The organism is Bacillus sp. FSL L8-0167 (assembly GCF_038630295.1).
Taxonomy (GTDB): domain Bacteria; phylum Bacillota; class Bacilli; order Bacillales; family Bacillaceae; genus Bacillus; species Bacillus safensis.
On the sequence record NZ_CP152027.1, the window covers coordinates 2,086,887 to 2,101,978 of the forward strand.

The window sequence follows — 15,092 nt, forward strand, 5'->3', positions numbered from 1 at the left end:
TCCACCCCGTCGTTATGTATGTATAGGCTTACATTGTTACAAAGTGATCGTATCATTTTTTTTTATAATAATCAATTTTTGACAAAAAATTTCACAAAAAAACCAATCAACATCACGTTGATTAGAATTTTCGTTTCCCAATATATTTTGCAATGGAGGCAAGTGACGTTCTCGCTCGTCCTCGAGGAAGTTTGTCGAGCTGTTCAAAAGCTTTTTTCAAATACATTTCACTTACTCGAATCGAGCGGTCGATCGCATCTGTTTGTTTAAGGCTTTCAATGACAGGCTCCAGCTGCTTCTCCGTCGTTTCACTATTGATCAGCTTCAATTGGCCTTCTAGTGTCGGATTTTTCAGTGCATATAAGACTGGGAGTGTGACATTCCCTTGTAAAAGGTCTCCTCCGACAGGCTTGCCCAGCTCTTCTTCAGTTGATGTGAAATCAAGGACATCATCAATGATTTGATAGGACATGCCGACATAGTATCCAAACCAATAGAGGGCTTTATGTGTTTTTTCATCTGTTCCTGCTGCAATGGCGCCTAATTGACAGCTGCCTGCAATGAGCAAGGCTGTTTTTCGTTTGATTCTTCTTAAATATGTACGGAGGTTTTGATCCATATTATATTTATCTTTCACTTGCTCTATCTCACCAAGACAAAGCTCAACAACCATTTTTGACAAAATTTCATGTGCCATTGGGTGATTGATTTTTGTCATGTATTCAAGTGATCTCGCAAACATATAATCCCCTGTGTACATGGCAATTCTGTTATCCCATTTTGCCTTTATCGTTGGTTTGCCTCTTCTCAGCTCTGCATCATCAATGACATCATCGTGAACAAGTGATGCCATATGAATCAGCTCGAGGGCAACGGCAACATATTTAATTTTATTAATGTCATAGTCACCAAACATGCCTGAAAGGAGAACAAAAACGGGGCGGATTCGTTTTCCGCCCGCTTGCAGCAAATGAAGACCTGCTTCACTTAACAATGCATAATCAGAGCGAACGGTTTGTTCAAGCTCTTTTTCAATTATATCGATATCATGATTTAAAAAAGAGATCATTGCTTTTAGTTTCATTATCTTCACCCAAATATCGTTTATTCAAAGCTTCTTTCCGATATGTGTTGCTGCTACACCGCCTGTAAATGGATGATACGAGACATCAGACAACCCGGCCTCCTCGAACAGAGCCGCCAGCTCTTTCATGCCAGGGAACGTTTTGGCTGATTCTTGAAGCCATGAATACTCCTGATAACTTTTGGCAAACAGTTTACCAAAGAGCGGCATAATGTATTTGAAATAGATGTAGTAGCCCTGTTTAAAACCGATCATCTCAGGCTGTGATGTCTCAAGACAGACAACCATTCCGCCAGGCTTCACTACTCTTGTCATTTCCTTTAGCACCGTTAAATAATCAGGAACGTTTCTAAGTCCAAAACCGATGGTGACATAATCAAATGAGTTGTCTTCAAAAGGAAGCTCCATCGCATTGCCGTGAAGCAATTCAATCTGATTGTAGCCCCCAGTCTTCACCTTCGTTTCTCCAACACTCAGCATGTTTTTACTGAAATCAAGGCCTTTGACCTCGCCTTTTTCTCCAACAGCATCTGCAAGCGCAATTGTCCAATCGGCTGTCCCGCAGCATACATCTAATGCTTTAGAGCCTTTTTGCACATTCATGAGCTTCATTGTTTTATCGCGCCATTTCTTATGCTGTTTAAAGCTGATGACAGAGTTCATTTGATCGTAGTTTTTATAAATTTTTTCAAATACACCGTGTACTCGCTGTTCTTTTGATTGCTGCATGACTTACCCTTCTTCCACTTTCTGATGGTACGCAGGCTCATTTTTCATATGATCCAAGCGATTTAATAGCTCTTTTTGAACGACCGGAGATGACACAAGATGCTCCTCGATCGGTCGTTTGGCCTTTTCATAGCCTTCATTCTCAAAGTTGTCAAAACACGAATAGGCGTCCGTATAACGATCGTTCAAAAAAAGTTTTAAATGTTTGTCATTTTCTGCTTGTTTCATGAAGCGTTTATAAACAAGAAAACGACTTGCAATCTCATTCCAATGCGTTAATTGAAAGTGCTCAGAAATCCTTTGGAAAAGCGCAGATTCAACTGTAGCTACACTTTTGTAAAAGTGCGCTGCATCTTGAATGGACCGGTCATACAGTCTAATTTTATGTTCATTGATCTCTTTGATCGCCGTAGCGAGCGTGCGGATCATATAAATGTCTTTCATGTCAGAGAGAAGAGAATAATAGAGACCACTGAAATAGTCTCCTGCCAGGATGGTCAGCTGACGATTTTTGAATTCGTCTTGCTTGATGGCTGCAGCAGTTGTGACTTCGTCATGGGTATCAAGGGCAATTTGCACAAGCATCGCCGTTAAAATATAATTTTCTTTTTTCTCTGCATCAATTTGAGCTTCTTCAAACATTGCATGAAAAAGAAGGAGCTTATCTTCATCGATGAGTGGTGCGCGTAAATGCTTCGCCAAATAAGGATGAGAAAGCTTTTTATTTAATTTTATATTTAGATTAGATAAAATTCCGTAGATGTCTTGCAAAGATATCACCCTTGTCCCAAAAATTACAGTTTCATATGTAGACCTGCACATTGTATAGAGATTTATTATACCATATCAGCTCTCACTTTTATGCTATCAAGTGCTACAAGTTCTTTATTTCTTTGCTTCGCTTTGAATTTCGCCGAAGCTTGTTTGAATGACAGCATCGCCTCTTACTTTGATCGCTGACGTATGCTCAGTAAATTGTGCAATGATCACTTCACCTTTATCGAGTTTCTCGGAATGGTGAAATCTTGTATCAGAGCCTCTTGTTAGGCCGATGACGTTTACACCATTATCAATGGCTTTAATCACCACAAAATCAGATGCTTTATTTTCACTCATTTTGTTCACCTTCCATCTATTGAATTAGTCGTTTTTAATAAAGGAAAGCACTTCTGCTCTTGCGGCTGCGTCATTTGCAAATGTGCCGCGGACGGCTGAGGTCACTGTTTTAGCGCCTGGCTTTTTCACTCCGCGCATCGTCATACACATATGCTCTGCTTCAACGACAATCATCACGCCATGCGGATTAAGTGTTTCCACCATACTATCTGCAATCGTTGATGTAATGCGTTCCTGAAGCTGCGGGCGTTTTGCCACGGCTTCTACAGCTCTTGCCAGCTTACTAAGTCCCGTTACTTTTCCTCCGCGCGGAATATAAGCGACATGGGCTTTCCCGTAGAAAGGCACAAGGTGGTGTTCACACATTGAATGGAAAGCAATATCTTTTACAAGGACGAGTTCTTCGTGGTCTTCGCCAAAAATGGTTTTAAAATGTTCTTTTGGATCTTCATTTAATCCCGAGAACACTTCTTCATACATTTTTGCGACTCGTTTTGGAGTATCAAGAAGTCCTTCACGATCCGGATCTTCTCCGATTGCTTTTAATATATCGCGTACTGCGTGTTCGATTAATTCTTTATTTATTTCACTCATGTATTATATCCTCCAAAGGCGATTACATTTCATTCAGATTCTAGCACACTTCAGATCCTAAAAGCAAAGGAGAGCGTTCTAAACGAACCTTTTGATTCAAAAGGAAAAGCCCCTTATGAAAGGGGCTTTTCTAGACCAGTGTGAAACTGTATATGTATAACTCCTTCAACAGGATCATTACACATAACGATTATTTACCTGCCACCGCGTCTTTAAGTGCTTTACCTGGTTTGAAAGCAGGTACTTTGCTTGCAGGGATTTCGATCTCTGCACCAGTTTGTGGGTTACGTCCTTTACGAGCTGAACGCTCACGTACTTCAAAGTTACCAAAACCAATAAGTTGGATTTTGTCACCATTTTTAAGTGCATCTAAAATTGTATCAAAAACAGAATCAACTGCTTTTGTCGCGTCTTTTTTAGATAACTCGCTTGCTTCAGCAACCGCGTTAATAAGTTCTGTCTTGTTCATGCCTTTCACCTCCTCCCAAAAATATGCATTCAGTAGATTGTTATCATTTCTTCACAATTCATCTTCTTTCTATACCCTTTTTCAGAAAAAAAGAGCGTCTAGAAAGCGTTATACATGGCTTTTCATTAGAAAACATCTCTTTGAAGGAATGTTTGTCCAACAAAGTGAAGATTTTCTGTAAGTAGATTAACACATATGAAATACCATATCAAGCATTTTAAAGGGAAGAATCCTTATTCGTCAAGGATTAAGGGCACTTTTACGAACGAATATTCCTAATTTCAGCCTGAATCTGACTAATCTTTATACAATTGTCTTTTTATGACTCATTCTACACGCAAAAAAAAGACCCCATCAATGAGAGGTCTCACTTGCTATAAAATAATCGCGATCAAACCGCCTGATCCTTCGTTGATGATTCTTTCAAGTGTTTCCTTCAGCTTATATCTTGCGTTTTCCGGCATAAGAGACAGCTTCGCTTGAATGCCTTCTCTGACAAGGGAGCTGAGGGAGCGGCCAAATATATCTGAATTCCAAATCGAAAGCGGATCATCTTCAAAATCTTGCATTAAGTAGCGGACGAGCTCTTCACTTTGTTTTTCTGTTCCGATAATCGGTGCAAATTCACTCTCTACATCTACTTTGATCATATGAATAGATGGAGCGACCGCTTTTAATCTCACACCGAATCTTGATCCCTGCCTAATGATTTCTGGCTCATCTAAACTCATATCGGACAACGCTGGCGCTGCAATCCCGTAACCAGTCTGCTTCACCATTTTTAATGCGTCTGATACTTGATCATATTCTGTCTTAGCATGAGCAAAATCTTGCATCAGCTCTAGAAGATGGTCTTTTCCTCTAATTTCTACACCAACCACTTCTTTTAAAATATGATCATATAGATCATCTGGCGCATACAGGTCAATCTCTGCAATCCCCTGACCCATTTCAATTCCTGCTAAACCCGCTCTTTCGATAAAATCAAATTCACTGAATTGACCAACGACACGGTCGACATCTCTTAATCTTTTAATATCCTTTACAGTTTCCTTTACTGAATCCTGATAGCTTTCTCTCAGCCAGTGATCTTCTTTTAGCACCATCACCCAGCTTGGCAGGTTCACATTCACCTCTAGGACTGGGAATTCATATAATGCTTCACGAAGAACGCTGAGTACGTCTTGCTCTCTCATACTTTCTACGCTCATGGCGAGTACTGGAATATCATACTTTTGGCTAAGTTCCTGCCGGAGCGCTTCTGTTTCAGGATGATATGGCCTCACAGAGTTAATGACCATAATAAACGGCTTTCCAACCTCTTTGAGTTCATCAATCACACGTTCTTCAGATTCAATATAATCATGTCTTGGAATTTCTCCAATGGAACCATCTGTTGTAATCACTACACCTATTGTTGAATGCTCTTGAATGACCTTGCGTGTACCAATTTCCGCTGCTTCATGAAACGGGATTGGCTCTTCATACCACGGCGTATTGATCATTCTTGGGCCATTTTCATCTTCATACCCGCGCGCACCAGGGACAGTATATCCCACACAATCGACAAGTCTGATGTTGACATCAAGGCCGTCACTCACGTGAATTGATGCGGCTTGATTCGGTACAAATTTTGGCTCTGTGGTCATAATGGTTTTTCCTGCTGCGCTTTGCGGCAATTCATCCTGTGCTCTTGCACGATCTGCCTCATTATTGATATTCGGGAGCACCACGAGCTCCATAAACTTTTTAATAAACGTAGATTTCCCTGTACGAACAGCGCCAACGACTCCTAAATATATATCGCCTCCTGTTCGTTCAGCGATATCCTTGAAAATATCGACTTTTTCCAAGTGATCCCCTCCCGGACTTGCTATCCTCGTTTTCAAATGAAATACTCTATTCTTCAATCAAACTGTGCTTGAAAGGTGTCTGGACAATATATGTGTATGACGTTGTCCTATTTGAATATGACACCTTTTTGTTTTGAGAGTAAGTTTAGCCATAAAAAAACCTTTCTCCTCATTTATATGCAGAGGAAAAAGGTTCATTCTTGTTTATGACGTCTTTTTTTCTAAAAAGGCAGGCTCACCTTTTTTGTTGATGGTATATGGGACAGAAAACGCGGGTACAAACGGGGTTTCCTGCCAATATACATCCTGAATGTTTTCACCTGGTTTCAGCTTTTGCTTCGTATTCTTCAAAATATGAGCAAAATCACTGCGGTAGTCCACATAGATGTCACCGTTTGATGAAATCAGTAATGGGAGGGAATTCCCTGTCACAGGACTTATCACCGCAATCGGCGATTTTAATCCTAGTTTTTTTTCATTTAACGTATATAAATTGGCTGATACGACTTTGCCGTATGGCGGATATGTATGTTCATCTTGATACACCTTGATTCTAAGCCGTAATTCATTGATGGTCTGCGTCATTTTGACATCAAGCAGTTTCACAGTGGGTTTCTTTTCGACGTCTGTGAGGACATAAATATATTCGCCCCCGCCTTCATAAGATGTAGACGGTACATCGTGTAAATATCTTGGTGACAAGCGCTTAAAGTCGATGACATATTTCTGATAAACCGGCGTGTCTGCTTCTTTTGTTTCTATAGGCAGAAGACCATTTGTTGCTTTTTGAAATTCCTCAATCGCTGTCTGTACACTTTGCAGCTGCTCTTCGTATGGCACCCGGTTCTCAGCTTTGCGATTCTCTGGATACAGACATCCTGTTAATAAAATAAGTGCTAACAGCGTGACACTGACTTTTGCTTTGATCATCACATTCTTCCTTTTTCTTTATTCATTAACCGGTCCGCTAATGACAACTAAAAACACAATGATACCTGATATAAGCATCAAGCTGTACGCAACGGTCGAGGCCGTTATTTTAAGAAATTTGCTTTTCAGCTTAAACCTGCTGAAATAAATGGTTACTACGGCTAAAAACATGAGCCCCATTGAACCAAGCGCAAACCACATCTTGATTAAAGCAAAACTCATCGTGCCTGTCCCCCTTCAAAACGAACGAATTGTAAGCGTTTATATTTCATTTTAAACCAAAAATAAGGTAAATATCAATCATTTTTCCAATCATTCAGAAAAAAGCGCATAAAAAAACTGAAGCAAAGAGGGGGACTCTGCTTCAGTCATTGGATCGACTATTTTCCTCATTCTGTAGAGGCAAAGCTCTATTCAAACTTCATTGCTATGTTATGCAAGTCTTCCCCTTCTTGCATCCTCTACATGCCTAAGTTCAGTCTTTCCTTTTATTTTGTTTGGTTTTCAAACATGTTCACAAGGTCTTCCATCTCATGTGTTTTCACACGTGCCATCAACGATTCTACAGCATCGTCAACCTTTTTCCCTTCAAACAGGACGCCGTAAAGAGCCTCTGTAATCGGCATGCTGACCTTGTATTCTTTTGAGAGCTGATAAGCGCCTTTTGTTGTGCGGACGCCTTCGACAACCATGCCCATTTTTTCAAGCACTTCTTCGAGCTTGTATCCTTTACCGAGTAAATTCCCGCAGCGCCAGTTACGCGAATGAACACTTGTACATGTCACGATCAAATCACCAACGCCTGTTAATCCGGCAAATGTAAGGGGATTCCCTCCCATTTTCGTGCCAAGACGTGCGATTTCAGCAAGTCCTCTAGTGATAAGCGCCGCTTTTGCATTGTCACCATATCCAAGTCCGTCTGTGATACCAGCCGCAAGAGCAATGATATTTTTCAATGCGCCGCCAATTTCCACCCCAATCACATCAGGGTTGGTGTACACTCTAAAATGATTGTTCATGAACAAATCTTGAACAAATTGAGCTGCTTCAATGTTTTCTGACGAGACAGTGACAGTTGTCGGATGACGCAGACCTACTTCTTCTGCATGACTCGGCCCTGATAGGACAACGACAGCCTCTCTTTTCTCAGATGGAACTTCTTGTTCAATCATTTGAGAAATTCTAAGAAGTGTATCTGGTTCAATTCCCTTACTGACATGGACAAATGGCACCTTCGATGAGATCAGCTCATTTGCCTGCTTCAATACCTCACGAATGGCCTTTGTTGGCACAGCGACAATAACCGCCTCTGTCCCCTCTAAAGCCTGCTTCATATCGGTTGTCGCCTGAATAGACGCTGGCAGTTCGACATTTGGCAAGTAATCATGATTTTCATGTTTCTCATTGATTTGATCAATGAGCTCTTGTCTATGTCCCCACATGTGTACATCATGATGATTATCAGCTAATACAAGCGCAAGAGCTGTTCCCCAGCTGCCTGCTCCAAGTACTGAAATTTTCTTCATCCTGCTCACCCTTTTTATTTTCTCGCTCTCGCAAATATTTTAATCGGTGTTCCTTCAAAACCAAATGCATCTCGAATGCGGTTTTCTAGAAAACGCTCATAAGAAAAGTGCATAAGCTCTGGATCGTTGACAAACACAACAAAGGAAGGAGGCTTAATGGCCACCTGTGTTGCATAGTAAATCTTTAGGCGCTGTCCATTATGGGTCGGCGTTGGATTCATCGCCACCGCATCCATGATGATATCATTTAAAATATTGGTTTGAACGCGCATTGCATGGTTTTCGCTTGCTGTGATAATAGACGGCATTAATGTATGAATTCTCTTTTTCGTAAGAGCAGACATAAACAAGACAGGTGCATAATCAAGGAACTGAAAATGCTCGCGGATGTTTTGCTCAAATTCCTTCATCGTGCGCTCATCTTTTTCAACAGCATCCCATTTGTTCACAATGATGACAACAGCTTTACCAGCTTCGTGTGCATAGCCCGCAATTCGTTTATCCTGCTCAATAATGCCTTCCTCGCCGTCAAGTACAACAGCGACAACATCAGAGCGGTCAATGGCTTTTAATGCACGAAGTACACTGTATTTCTCTGTTGTTTCATATACTTTCCCTTTTTTCCTCATACCTGCTGTATCGACAATGACAAAGTCACGCTGATTGTACGTAAACATCGTATCGACAGCATCTCTTGTTGTACCAGCAATGTTGCTGACAATGACGCGGTCTTCTCCGAGCATCGCATTCACTAAAGAAGATTTTCCTACATTCGGGCGGCCAATTAAGCAGAACTGAACAACTTCTTCAGCATATTGCGTATCCGGTAAGTTCTTAAAGTGTTCTGCCACTGCATCAAGCAGATCACCAAGACCTAATCCGTGCGTTCCAGAAATCGGAAACGGCTCGCCAAATCCGAGTGCATAAAAGTCATACACATCGCTTCTCATTTCAGGGTTGTCCAGTTTATTGACAGCAAGTACAACTGGCTTTTTCGTACGATATAAAATTTTTGCGACTTCTTCATCCGCAGATGTCACGCCATCTCGGCCATTCACCATAAAGATAATGACATCCGCTTCATCCATTGCGATTTCTGCCTGATGGCGAATTTGCGCCAAGAATGGCTCATCTCCAATATCAATTCCACCAGTATCTATTAAATTAAAGTCATAATTTAACCATTCAGCAGAGCTATAGATTCGATCTCTTGTTACACCAGGTGTGTCTTCTACAATCGATATTCTTTCGCCTGCGATTCGATTAAAAATTGTAGATTTTCCAACGTTGGGCCTTCCAACAATGGCTACGACAGGTTTACCCATAGTACCCTTCCTTTCAATCCAGCCGCGATTCAATATGTTCATCATCATGTTTCAACCGGGATTTATAATTTTCATTCAGTTTTATGAAATAAACCCTTCAAACATGAAGGGTTCAACTTATATATTATATCAATTTTTAATCAGACCACAATGAATAACTTAAAAATGTTTGACAATCAAGTAAAGATCTTCTCCAATGCCGTGTGCAATTCCATCTAAAATGGCCTCTAAATTCATGGCATACATGTCGAGCTCTTCTTTATTTTCACAGAAAAAAACCGCTGTTCCGCCAATGACCCGCTCTTTATTAGTTGTCGCCACAGCCAATATAAATTGTTCAATGGTGTTCGCCATATCTCGTTACCTCACTTTCTTTTTAATGAAATCTGTCGGCATTCTAATGGCATTTTCTAAAATAGGCACCTCTTCTAATACACGGACAGCCAAATCTTCACGCTGCCATTGCGGTAATATGAACACACCAAGTGTACCGGTATTCAGATCACGTTTTGCGAGCGGACAGAGCGATGGTTCACCAGAATCGCGGTACACGCCAAGCACGTTTGATAAATCAAATAAAATGGCTTGCCGCTGTCCAAGGTTGGCAATCGTTGTAGCAGAGTTGAAATTTTTCGGTGTCAAAATAAAGCCCATCCCATGTTCTAAAATGAGTTTTTGCTTTTCAGGCAGCCCGATATTCATAATGTATATATCATTCACATAAAGCCCTGCCCCATCAAAGCGAAGTTCCCCTTTTTGAATGCTGACGATATCCTTTAATTGACTGCCTGACATTAATAGCTTTGCCATGAAAAAACAAAGAATACCGACTACTGTTCCAACAACAAGCGAGAAGAAAATACAGGCTGTCGTTGTAATAAGTGCAGTGAGAATGGCAATATAATTTCGACTTTCAAAGGCAATGGCAATGCCTTCTATATATGTACTGCCTCGTGAGACAAGCTCATACGAATCCATTTGGGTTAACGTATTTCTTTCCATATTTCGGACATCTCGAAATTGTGTGGCTGCCAAAGTGAGAAAGGTAATCGCTGTAAATTCCTCCTGAATTAGTGCAGGCATAATGATCGCACCTAATCCTGACGCAATAAAACCAAGTGCAATGTGAATCACTTGTCCATGAATATACGTCGGGTATTGCCGGTAATCCGTTCTTAACATGTAAAGTCTGGCCGCCATCCCAAAGATGACACCAATAATCACAGGAAACGTATAGTCTGTCATGTTGATTTTGCAGCCCCTTTTACTGATTTTCTTGATGAACGGGCGTTTAAGAGCTTTTCAAGCTGATCGACACCTAATAGGAAGACCGCTCCTTGTACAACGAAGGAAAGAAAAGAGAGATCCCCTAGGACAATTGATGATGTGAGGCGGTGAATCGTCAGCGCATAAAGGGCTTCGCCGAGACATACTGACATCATCCATAAGGTGATTCTTTCCGTTAACGGCTGTCCATATGTCATACACATTAAGATCAGCAGGGCAAATACGACCCAATCCACCTTTATTATCGTGAACCAAACAGGGTCATATAATGCAAACATCATAAAAAAGGCATACGCACTCACCATCGAGCCCAATTGCATGATTCTCATCATTCGGTAACTAGGCCTATATATGACGAAAGCAGCACATGCATATAAAAAAGTCATCAAGAATCCCGCATTGATGCTCATATCTAAAACGGATATCATGATATGACTGAATATAATATGGACAAGTACACAGATGCCCAGCACGCTGCGCCACAAACTTTTTTCCATGATAAATGTCACCATAATCCAAACGAACCATATAGACCAATAATAGTACAAAGCCTCCAACGCCTCATCACCTCAATTACATTATGGGAAAATCTCCAATTTTTAAACATGCGGATCGTTACCGGCTCTGTATGAAATAAACAAGAGGTGACACCCTAATAACCTGAGGAGGGATACATTATGGGAAAAGATAGACAGGAAAAACGTTTAAAGGCGTCAAAAAGAGTGGAATCTGACCGCGATCAATCCATTCATCATAAAGGTGCAACAGCATTAGAAGGTCCAGAAAGCGCTCGAAAAAGAAATCAATAAAAAAAGGCATGTGATAATCACATGCCTTAGATTTATTGACAAAGGGCTAAAATGTTCTTTATTTTGGATCTTTGTCTTCTTTTCAGCGTGATAGAAAACCTTTGCAGCCCTAGGAAGGGCGAGTACCGGGGCGGAGCGAATTTGGCATTCGTGAGCACCGGCACGCAGGACTGACACCGAATGCGAGGGTTTGTCTACGCGCTGAGGCATGTGATATCACATGCCTCTCTGACTATAGTACGTTGTGTCAACGCCTCTTTCTTTGAGCCAATGACTTGTTTCCCCTGAGATCACAACTTGAGCCTGTCTCAGTTCTTCAATCGTCTTCACGCCAAGCACTGTCATCATCATCTTGATATCTTCTTGAAGTTCCATGATATCTTCGATGAGGCCGCTTTCTCCTCCACTGGTCAATGATTTTAAGAAAAATCCAGCTAGACCAGCAGCAGATGCGCCAAGAGCCATTGATTTGGTTACATCAAGAGCATCTTGAATACCTCCGGAGGCTAAAATCGTTTGACTCTGAAAGGCTGTATGTACTTCAGCAAGACTCGCTGCAGTTGGAATTCCCCATTGATCAAAATAACGAAGTGCTTTTTGGCGTCGGAGATTTTCAATCTTGGAGAAGTTCGTTCCACCAAATCCGCCTACATCAACGGCTGCAACCCCAGTATGGAACAACTTTCCTGCCGTCTCCTTGCTCATGCCAAACCCGACTTCTTTTACAACAACAGGCACACCAACAGATTCAACGATCGCTGCAATCCGCTCAAGCGCCCCCCTGAAATCGCGATCGCCTTCAGGCATGACAATCTCTTGGATGACATTCAGATGAATTTGGAGCATATTCGCCTCGAGCATGTTGACTGCTTCTTGAGCTTGCTTCATTGTCGCTTCACTGCCTAAATTCGCAAAGACAATTCCATCCGGATTGACTTTACGAACGACTTCATATGTTCGTCTTTCTTCTTTATCTTTCAGTGCAGCCATTTGTGATCCAACTGCTACTGGGATATTGGTCTCCTTCGCTGCGATCGATAAAGAGCGGTTGATCTCATAGGTGGACTCTCCGCCTCCGCCAGTCATTGCATTGATAAAAATTGGCGAACCGAAAGTCAGTCCGCCAATTGTCGTTTGTGTATCAATTTGTGATGTCGCAAGATCTGGTAAACTGGCGTGAACGAAGGAAACATCATCTAAACCTGTTGCTGCATGCTGGCCAGTGGACAACGCATGCTCAATATGCTGCTTCTTTCTTTCTGCTCGCGTCAATTTTGATCACCAAATTATTTTAGTTTATTGAGTTTATCGCCGATCAGATCACCAAGCTGGAATCCGCTTGTGTTTTCTTCTTTCGCCTGATATTGACGATAATCCTCTTCGATTTGTTTTTCAGGATTTTCTTCTAAATCACGGATGCTTAGTGAGATGCGCTCTTCGTCTTCATTCACATCAAGCACTTTCACTTTCACAGTCTGCCCTTCTTCAAGGACTTCTTGCGGCGTGCCGATATGTTTATGAGAGATTTGGGAAATATGCACAAGTCCTTCTACACCTGGCAGAATTTCAACAAATGCACCAAAGCTCACAAGACGTTGAACGGTTCCTTCAAGCACATCACCTTGTTTTACCTTTTCACCAATTTGGCTCCAAGGTCCTGGTAATGTTTCTTTAATAGATAGTGAGATACGTTCGTTATCACGATCAACAGCAAGTACTTTGACCTTGACTTCCTGTCCTTCTTCTACTACGTCAGATGGCTTTTCAACATGCGCATGGGATAGTTGAGAAATGTGAACTAATCCGTCAATGCCGCCAATGTCAACAAATGCACCAAAATCAGTAAGCCGCTGCACTTTACCATCAATCACACTGCCTACTTCAAGCTTTTGCAGGAAGTCTTGCTTTTTGTCTAATTGCTCTTGCTCAACGACTGCACGGTGCGAGAGAATCACGCGATTTTTTTCGCGGTCAAGTTCTACCACGACTAGTGAGAGTGTTTTCCCTTTGTAATCTGTGAAGTCTTCTACATAGTGTGCTTCTACAAGAGATGCAGGAATAAATCCGCGCACACCAATGTCAACGACAAGACCACCTTTTACAACGTCTTTTACTTCAGCTTCAAATACTTCTTTTGTTTCAAACTTTTTCTCTAGGTCTTCCCAAGCGCGGTCTGCATCAACAGCACGTTTAGATAAAATCAAAGCATCGTCTTCGACCTTTGTTACTTTAAGCTCTAACTCGTCGCCATCTTTCACGACATCTGATGCTTTTTCAACGTGAAGACTTGATAATTCACTGATTGGGATGATACCAGGTTGTTTCACATTGACGATATCTACATTGACATGCTTGTCCTCAACTTTAGAAACAATCCCTTTCACTACATCTCCAACCTCTGGTACCTGAACATCGATTTGATTCATTTCCTCTGTCATTTCGATAACCTCCTTGGTCCAAACCTACACAGCTTAGTTAAAACGACTGGGCGAATATGTGTCTTAAGCATGATGATTGCCAGCCGAATATGTATTATAGAAACATTCAAATCAATATAATTGCTTGAATGATCAATAAAAATAGTATTAGTATAAACTTCTAATAAAAGATCTTGTTTGTCAAGAGATAAACCTCTAACTTATAAAAGTTTTCTAAAATTTCTTACTGTTTCTCCACGCGGTCTGCTGCATCTAAAATTTTCCCTGCCACCTCTTGAATAGAAAGGGAAGTGGTGTCAATTTCAATGGCGTCATCCGCTTTCTTCAAAGGTGAAACTTCGCGCTCAGAATCAAGCTTATCGCGTCTTGCAATCTCTTCGATCAACTGATCGTAATTGACATCGTAGCCTTTTTTCTGATTCTCTTCAAAGCGGCGTTTTGCTCTTTCTTCTACTGATGCAAGCAAGAAAATTTTCACTTCAGCATCTGGAAGTACATGAGTACCTATGTCTCTTCCGTCCATAACGACGCCGCCTCGTTTGCCAAGCTCTTGCTGCCTGCGGACCATTTCTTCCCGAACAGCTCTGTGCTTTGCAACAACCGATACCTGGTTGCTTACGCGGTCTGTGCGAATATCCTCTGTGACATCCGTATTGTTTAGATGGACTTTTTGACCCTCGTCTGTTGTTACTAGTTCAATGACCGTTTTTTTCAGTAAAGAATCAAGTGCCTGTTCGTCTTCAAGGTCTACACCTTGATTGAGTGCCGCAAGTGTAATCGCGCGGTACATAGCACCTGTATCAATATAAATATATGATTTTTTGGCTGCGACAATTTTTGCCACAGTGCTTTTGCCTGCTGCTGCAGGACCGTCAATTGCAATAGATAATTTCTTTTTCATAATACCTCTCCTTGATTGAATCTCCCTTATG

The 15,092-nt window shown here is 41.4% G+C and carries 18 protein-coding genes; 1 reads left to right on the top strand and 17 read right to left on the bottom strand.

From position 1 onward, the window contains the following. Window positions 1-121: 121 nt before the first annotated feature. The 14 genes from hepT to MHB66_RS10705 all read right to left on the bottom strand — a co-directional run bounded on the left by hepT (window position 122) and on the right by MHB66_RS10705 (window position 11,410). Entirely contained in the window at window positions 122-1,084 is a 963-nt protein-coding gene (gene hepT, locus MHB66_RS10640) for a heptaprenyl diphosphate synthase component II (protein ID WP_024422809.1), read from the bottom strand. Window positions 1,085-1,108: 24 nt separating this feature from the next. Further along, window positions 1,109-1,813 (bottom strand): demethylmenaquinone methyltransferase, encoded by a 705-nt coding sequence (locus tag MHB66_RS10645; RefSeq protein WP_034280425.1) that lies wholly within the window; start codon window positions 1,811-1,813, stop codon window positions 1,109-1,111. 3 nt (window positions 1,814-1,816) lie between these two features. Then, complete coding sequence (locus MHB66_RS10650) at window positions 1,817-2,584, bottom strand: heptaprenyl diphosphate synthase component 1 (protein ID WP_041117831.1); 768 nt, start codon at window positions 2,582-2,584, stop codon at window positions 1,817-1,819. Window positions 2,585-2,698: 114 nt separating this feature from the next. Beyond that, entirely contained in the window at window positions 2,699-2,929 is a 231-nt protein-coding gene (gene mtrB / locus MHB66_RS10655) for a trp RNA-binding attenuation protein MtrB (RefSeq protein WP_008344541.1), read from the bottom strand. Between the two features lie 24 nt (window positions 2,930-2,953). Then, window positions 2,954-3,523 carry a GTP cyclohydrolase I FolE gene (folE, locus tag MHB66_RS10660; RefSeq protein ID WP_003215789.1) on the bottom strand — a complete coding sequence of 190 codons (570 nt, stop codon included), beginning with the start codon at window positions 3,521-3,523 and terminating at the stop codon, window positions 2,954-2,956. A 190-nt stretch (window positions 3,524-3,713) separates the two neighbouring features. Further along, entirely contained in the window at window positions 3,714-3,992 is a 279-nt protein-coding gene (hbs, locus tag MHB66_RS10665; protein WP_003215863.1) for a non-specific DNA-binding protein Hbs, read from the bottom strand. A 374-nt stretch (window positions 3,993-4,366) separates the two neighbouring features. Beyond that, window positions 4,367-5,845 carry a stage IV sporulation protein A gene (spoIVA, locus tag MHB66_RS10670; protein ID WP_008344534.1) on the bottom strand — a complete coding sequence of 493 codons (1,479 nt, stop codon included), beginning with the start codon at window positions 5,843-5,845 and terminating at the stop codon, window positions 4,367-4,369. 204 nt (window positions 5,846-6,049) lie between these two features. Further along, a complete protein-coding gene (locus tag MHB66_RS10675) occupies window positions 6,050-6,775 on the bottom strand; it encodes a hypothetical protein (RefSeq protein WP_046311618.1) in 726 nt (241 codons plus the stop codon). Between the two features lie 18 nt (window positions 6,776-6,793). Beyond that, window positions 6,794-6,997 carry a DUF2768 domain-containing protein gene (locus MHB66_RS10680; protein WP_041117835.1) on the bottom strand — a complete coding sequence of 68 codons (204 nt, stop codon included), beginning with the start codon at window positions 6,995-6,997 and terminating at the stop codon, window positions 6,794-6,796. Between the two features lie 266 nt (window positions 6,998-7,263). Continuing rightward, on the bottom strand, window positions 7,264-8,301 hold the full coding sequence (locus MHB66_RS10685) for an NAD(P)H-dependent glycerol-3-phosphate dehydrogenase (protein WP_024428086.1): 1,038 nt from the start codon (window positions 8,299-8,301) through the stop codon (window positions 7,264-7,266). Between the two features lie 14 nt (window positions 8,302-8,315). After that, window positions 8,316-9,626 (bottom strand): ribosome biogenesis GTPase Der, encoded by a 1,311-nt coding sequence (gene der, locus MHB66_RS10690; protein WP_034280419.1) that lies wholly within the window; start codon window positions 9,624-9,626, stop codon window positions 8,316-8,318. A gap of 159 nt (window positions 9,627-9,785) precedes the next feature. After that, entirely contained in the window at window positions 9,786-9,980 is a 195-nt protein-coding gene (locus tag MHB66_RS10695; protein WP_008344527.1) for a hypothetical protein, read from the bottom strand. A gap of 6 nt (window positions 9,981-9,986) precedes the next feature. After that, window positions 9,987-10,871, bottom strand: a complete 885-nt coding sequence (locus MHB66_RS10700) for a YIEGIA family protein (protein ID WP_024422816.1) — start codon at window positions 10,869-10,871, stop codon at window positions 9,987-9,989. Further along, entirely contained in the window at window positions 10,868-11,410 is a 543-nt protein-coding gene (locus MHB66_RS10705) for a hypothetical protein (RefSeq protein WP_034280415.1), read from the bottom strand. Before MHB66_RS10705 ends, MHB66_RS10700 begins: the two co-directional genes overlap by 4 nt. 180 nt (window positions 11,411-11,590) lie before the next feature. Here MHB66_RS10705 and MHB66_RS10710 point away from each other — a divergent pair, with 180 nt between their 5' ends. Further along, window positions 11,591-11,722, top strand: coding sequence for a YpzI family protein (locus MHB66_RS10710; protein ID WP_064497540.1), 132 nt, complete (start codon window positions 11,591-11,593; stop codon window positions 11,720-11,722). 216 nt (window positions 11,723-11,938) lie between these two features. Here the strand turns inward: MHB66_RS10710 and fni are convergent, their stop codons facing one another. The 3 genes from fni to cmk all read right to left on the bottom strand — a co-directional run bounded on the left by fni (window position 11,939) and on the right by cmk (window position 15,061). After that, complete coding sequence (gene fni / locus MHB66_RS10715) at window positions 11,939-12,994, bottom strand: type 2 isopentenyl-diphosphate Delta-isomerase (RefSeq protein WP_046311620.1); 1,056 nt, start codon at window positions 12,992-12,994, stop codon at window positions 11,939-11,941. A 14-nt stretch (window positions 12,995-13,008) separates the two neighbouring features. Continuing rightward, entirely contained in the window at window positions 13,009-14,160 is a 1,152-nt protein-coding gene (rpsA, locus tag MHB66_RS10720; RefSeq protein ID WP_024422818.1) for a 30S ribosomal protein S1, read from the bottom strand. Between the two features lie 223 nt (window positions 14,161-14,383). Then, window positions 14,384-15,061, bottom strand: coding sequence for a (d)CMP kinase (gene cmk / locus MHB66_RS10725; RefSeq protein WP_024428083.1), 678 nt, complete (start codon window positions 15,059-15,061; stop codon window positions 14,384-14,386). Window positions 15,062-15,092: the final 31 nt, after the last annotated feature.

Bases quoted from the DNA above. Each gene is read 5' to 3' on its own strand.
- hepT (WP_024422809.1), bottom strand. From the start codon at position 1,084: ATGAAACTAAAAGCAATGATCTCTTTTTTAAATCATGATATCGATATA.
- MHB66_RS10645 (WP_034280425.1), bottom strand. From the start codon at position 1,813: ATGCAGCAATCAAAAGAACAGCGAGTACACGGTGTATTTGAAAAAATT.
- mtrB (WP_008344541.1), bottom strand. From the start codon at position 2,929: ATGAGTGAAAATAAAGCATCTGATTTTGTGGTGATTAAAGCCATTGAT.
- folE (WP_003215789.1), bottom strand. From the start codon at position 3,523: ATGAGTGAAATAAATAAAGAATTAATCGAACACGCAGTACGCGATATA.
- hbs (WP_003215863.1), bottom strand. From the start codon at position 3,992: ATGAACAAGACAGAACTTATTAACGCGGTTGCTGAAGCAAGCGAGTTA.
- MHB66_RS10675 (WP_046311618.1), bottom strand. From the start codon at position 6,775: ATGATCAAAGCAAAAGTCAGTGTCACGCTGTTAGCACTTATTTTATTA.
- MHB66_RS10680 (WP_041117835.1), bottom strand. From the start codon at position 6,997: ATGAGTTTTGCTTTAATCAAGATGTGGTTTGCGCTTGGTTCAATGGGG.
- MHB66_RS10685 (WP_024428086.1), bottom strand. From the start codon at position 8,301: ATGAAGAAAATTTCAGTACTTGGAGCAGGCAGCTGGGGAACAGCTCTT.
- der (WP_034280419.1), bottom strand. From the start codon at position 9,626: ATGGGTAAACCTGTCGTAGCCATTGTTGGAAGGCCCAACGTTGGAAAA.
- MHB66_RS10695 (WP_008344527.1), bottom strand. From the start codon at position 9,980: ATGGCGAACACCATTGAACAATTTATATTGGCTGTGGCGACAACTAAT.
- MHB66_RS10700 (WP_024422816.1), bottom strand. From the start codon at position 10,871: ATGACAGACTATACGTTTCCTGTGATTATTGGTGTCATCTTTGGGATG.
- MHB66_RS10705 (WP_034280415.1), bottom strand. From the start codon at position 11,410: ATGGAAAAAAGTTTGTGGCGCAGCGTGCTGGGCATCTGTGTACTTGTC.
- MHB66_RS10710 (WP_064497540.1), top strand. From the start codon at position 11,591: ATGGGAAAAGATAGACAGGAAAAACGTTTAAAGGCGTCAAAAAGAGTG.
- rpsA (WP_024422818.1), bottom strand. From the start codon at position 14,160: ATGACAGAGGAAATGAATCAAATCGATGTTCAGGTACCAGAGGTTGGA.
- cmk (WP_024428083.1), bottom strand. From the start codon at position 15,061: ATGAAAAAGAAATTATCTATTGCAATTGACGGTCCTGCAGCAGCAGGC.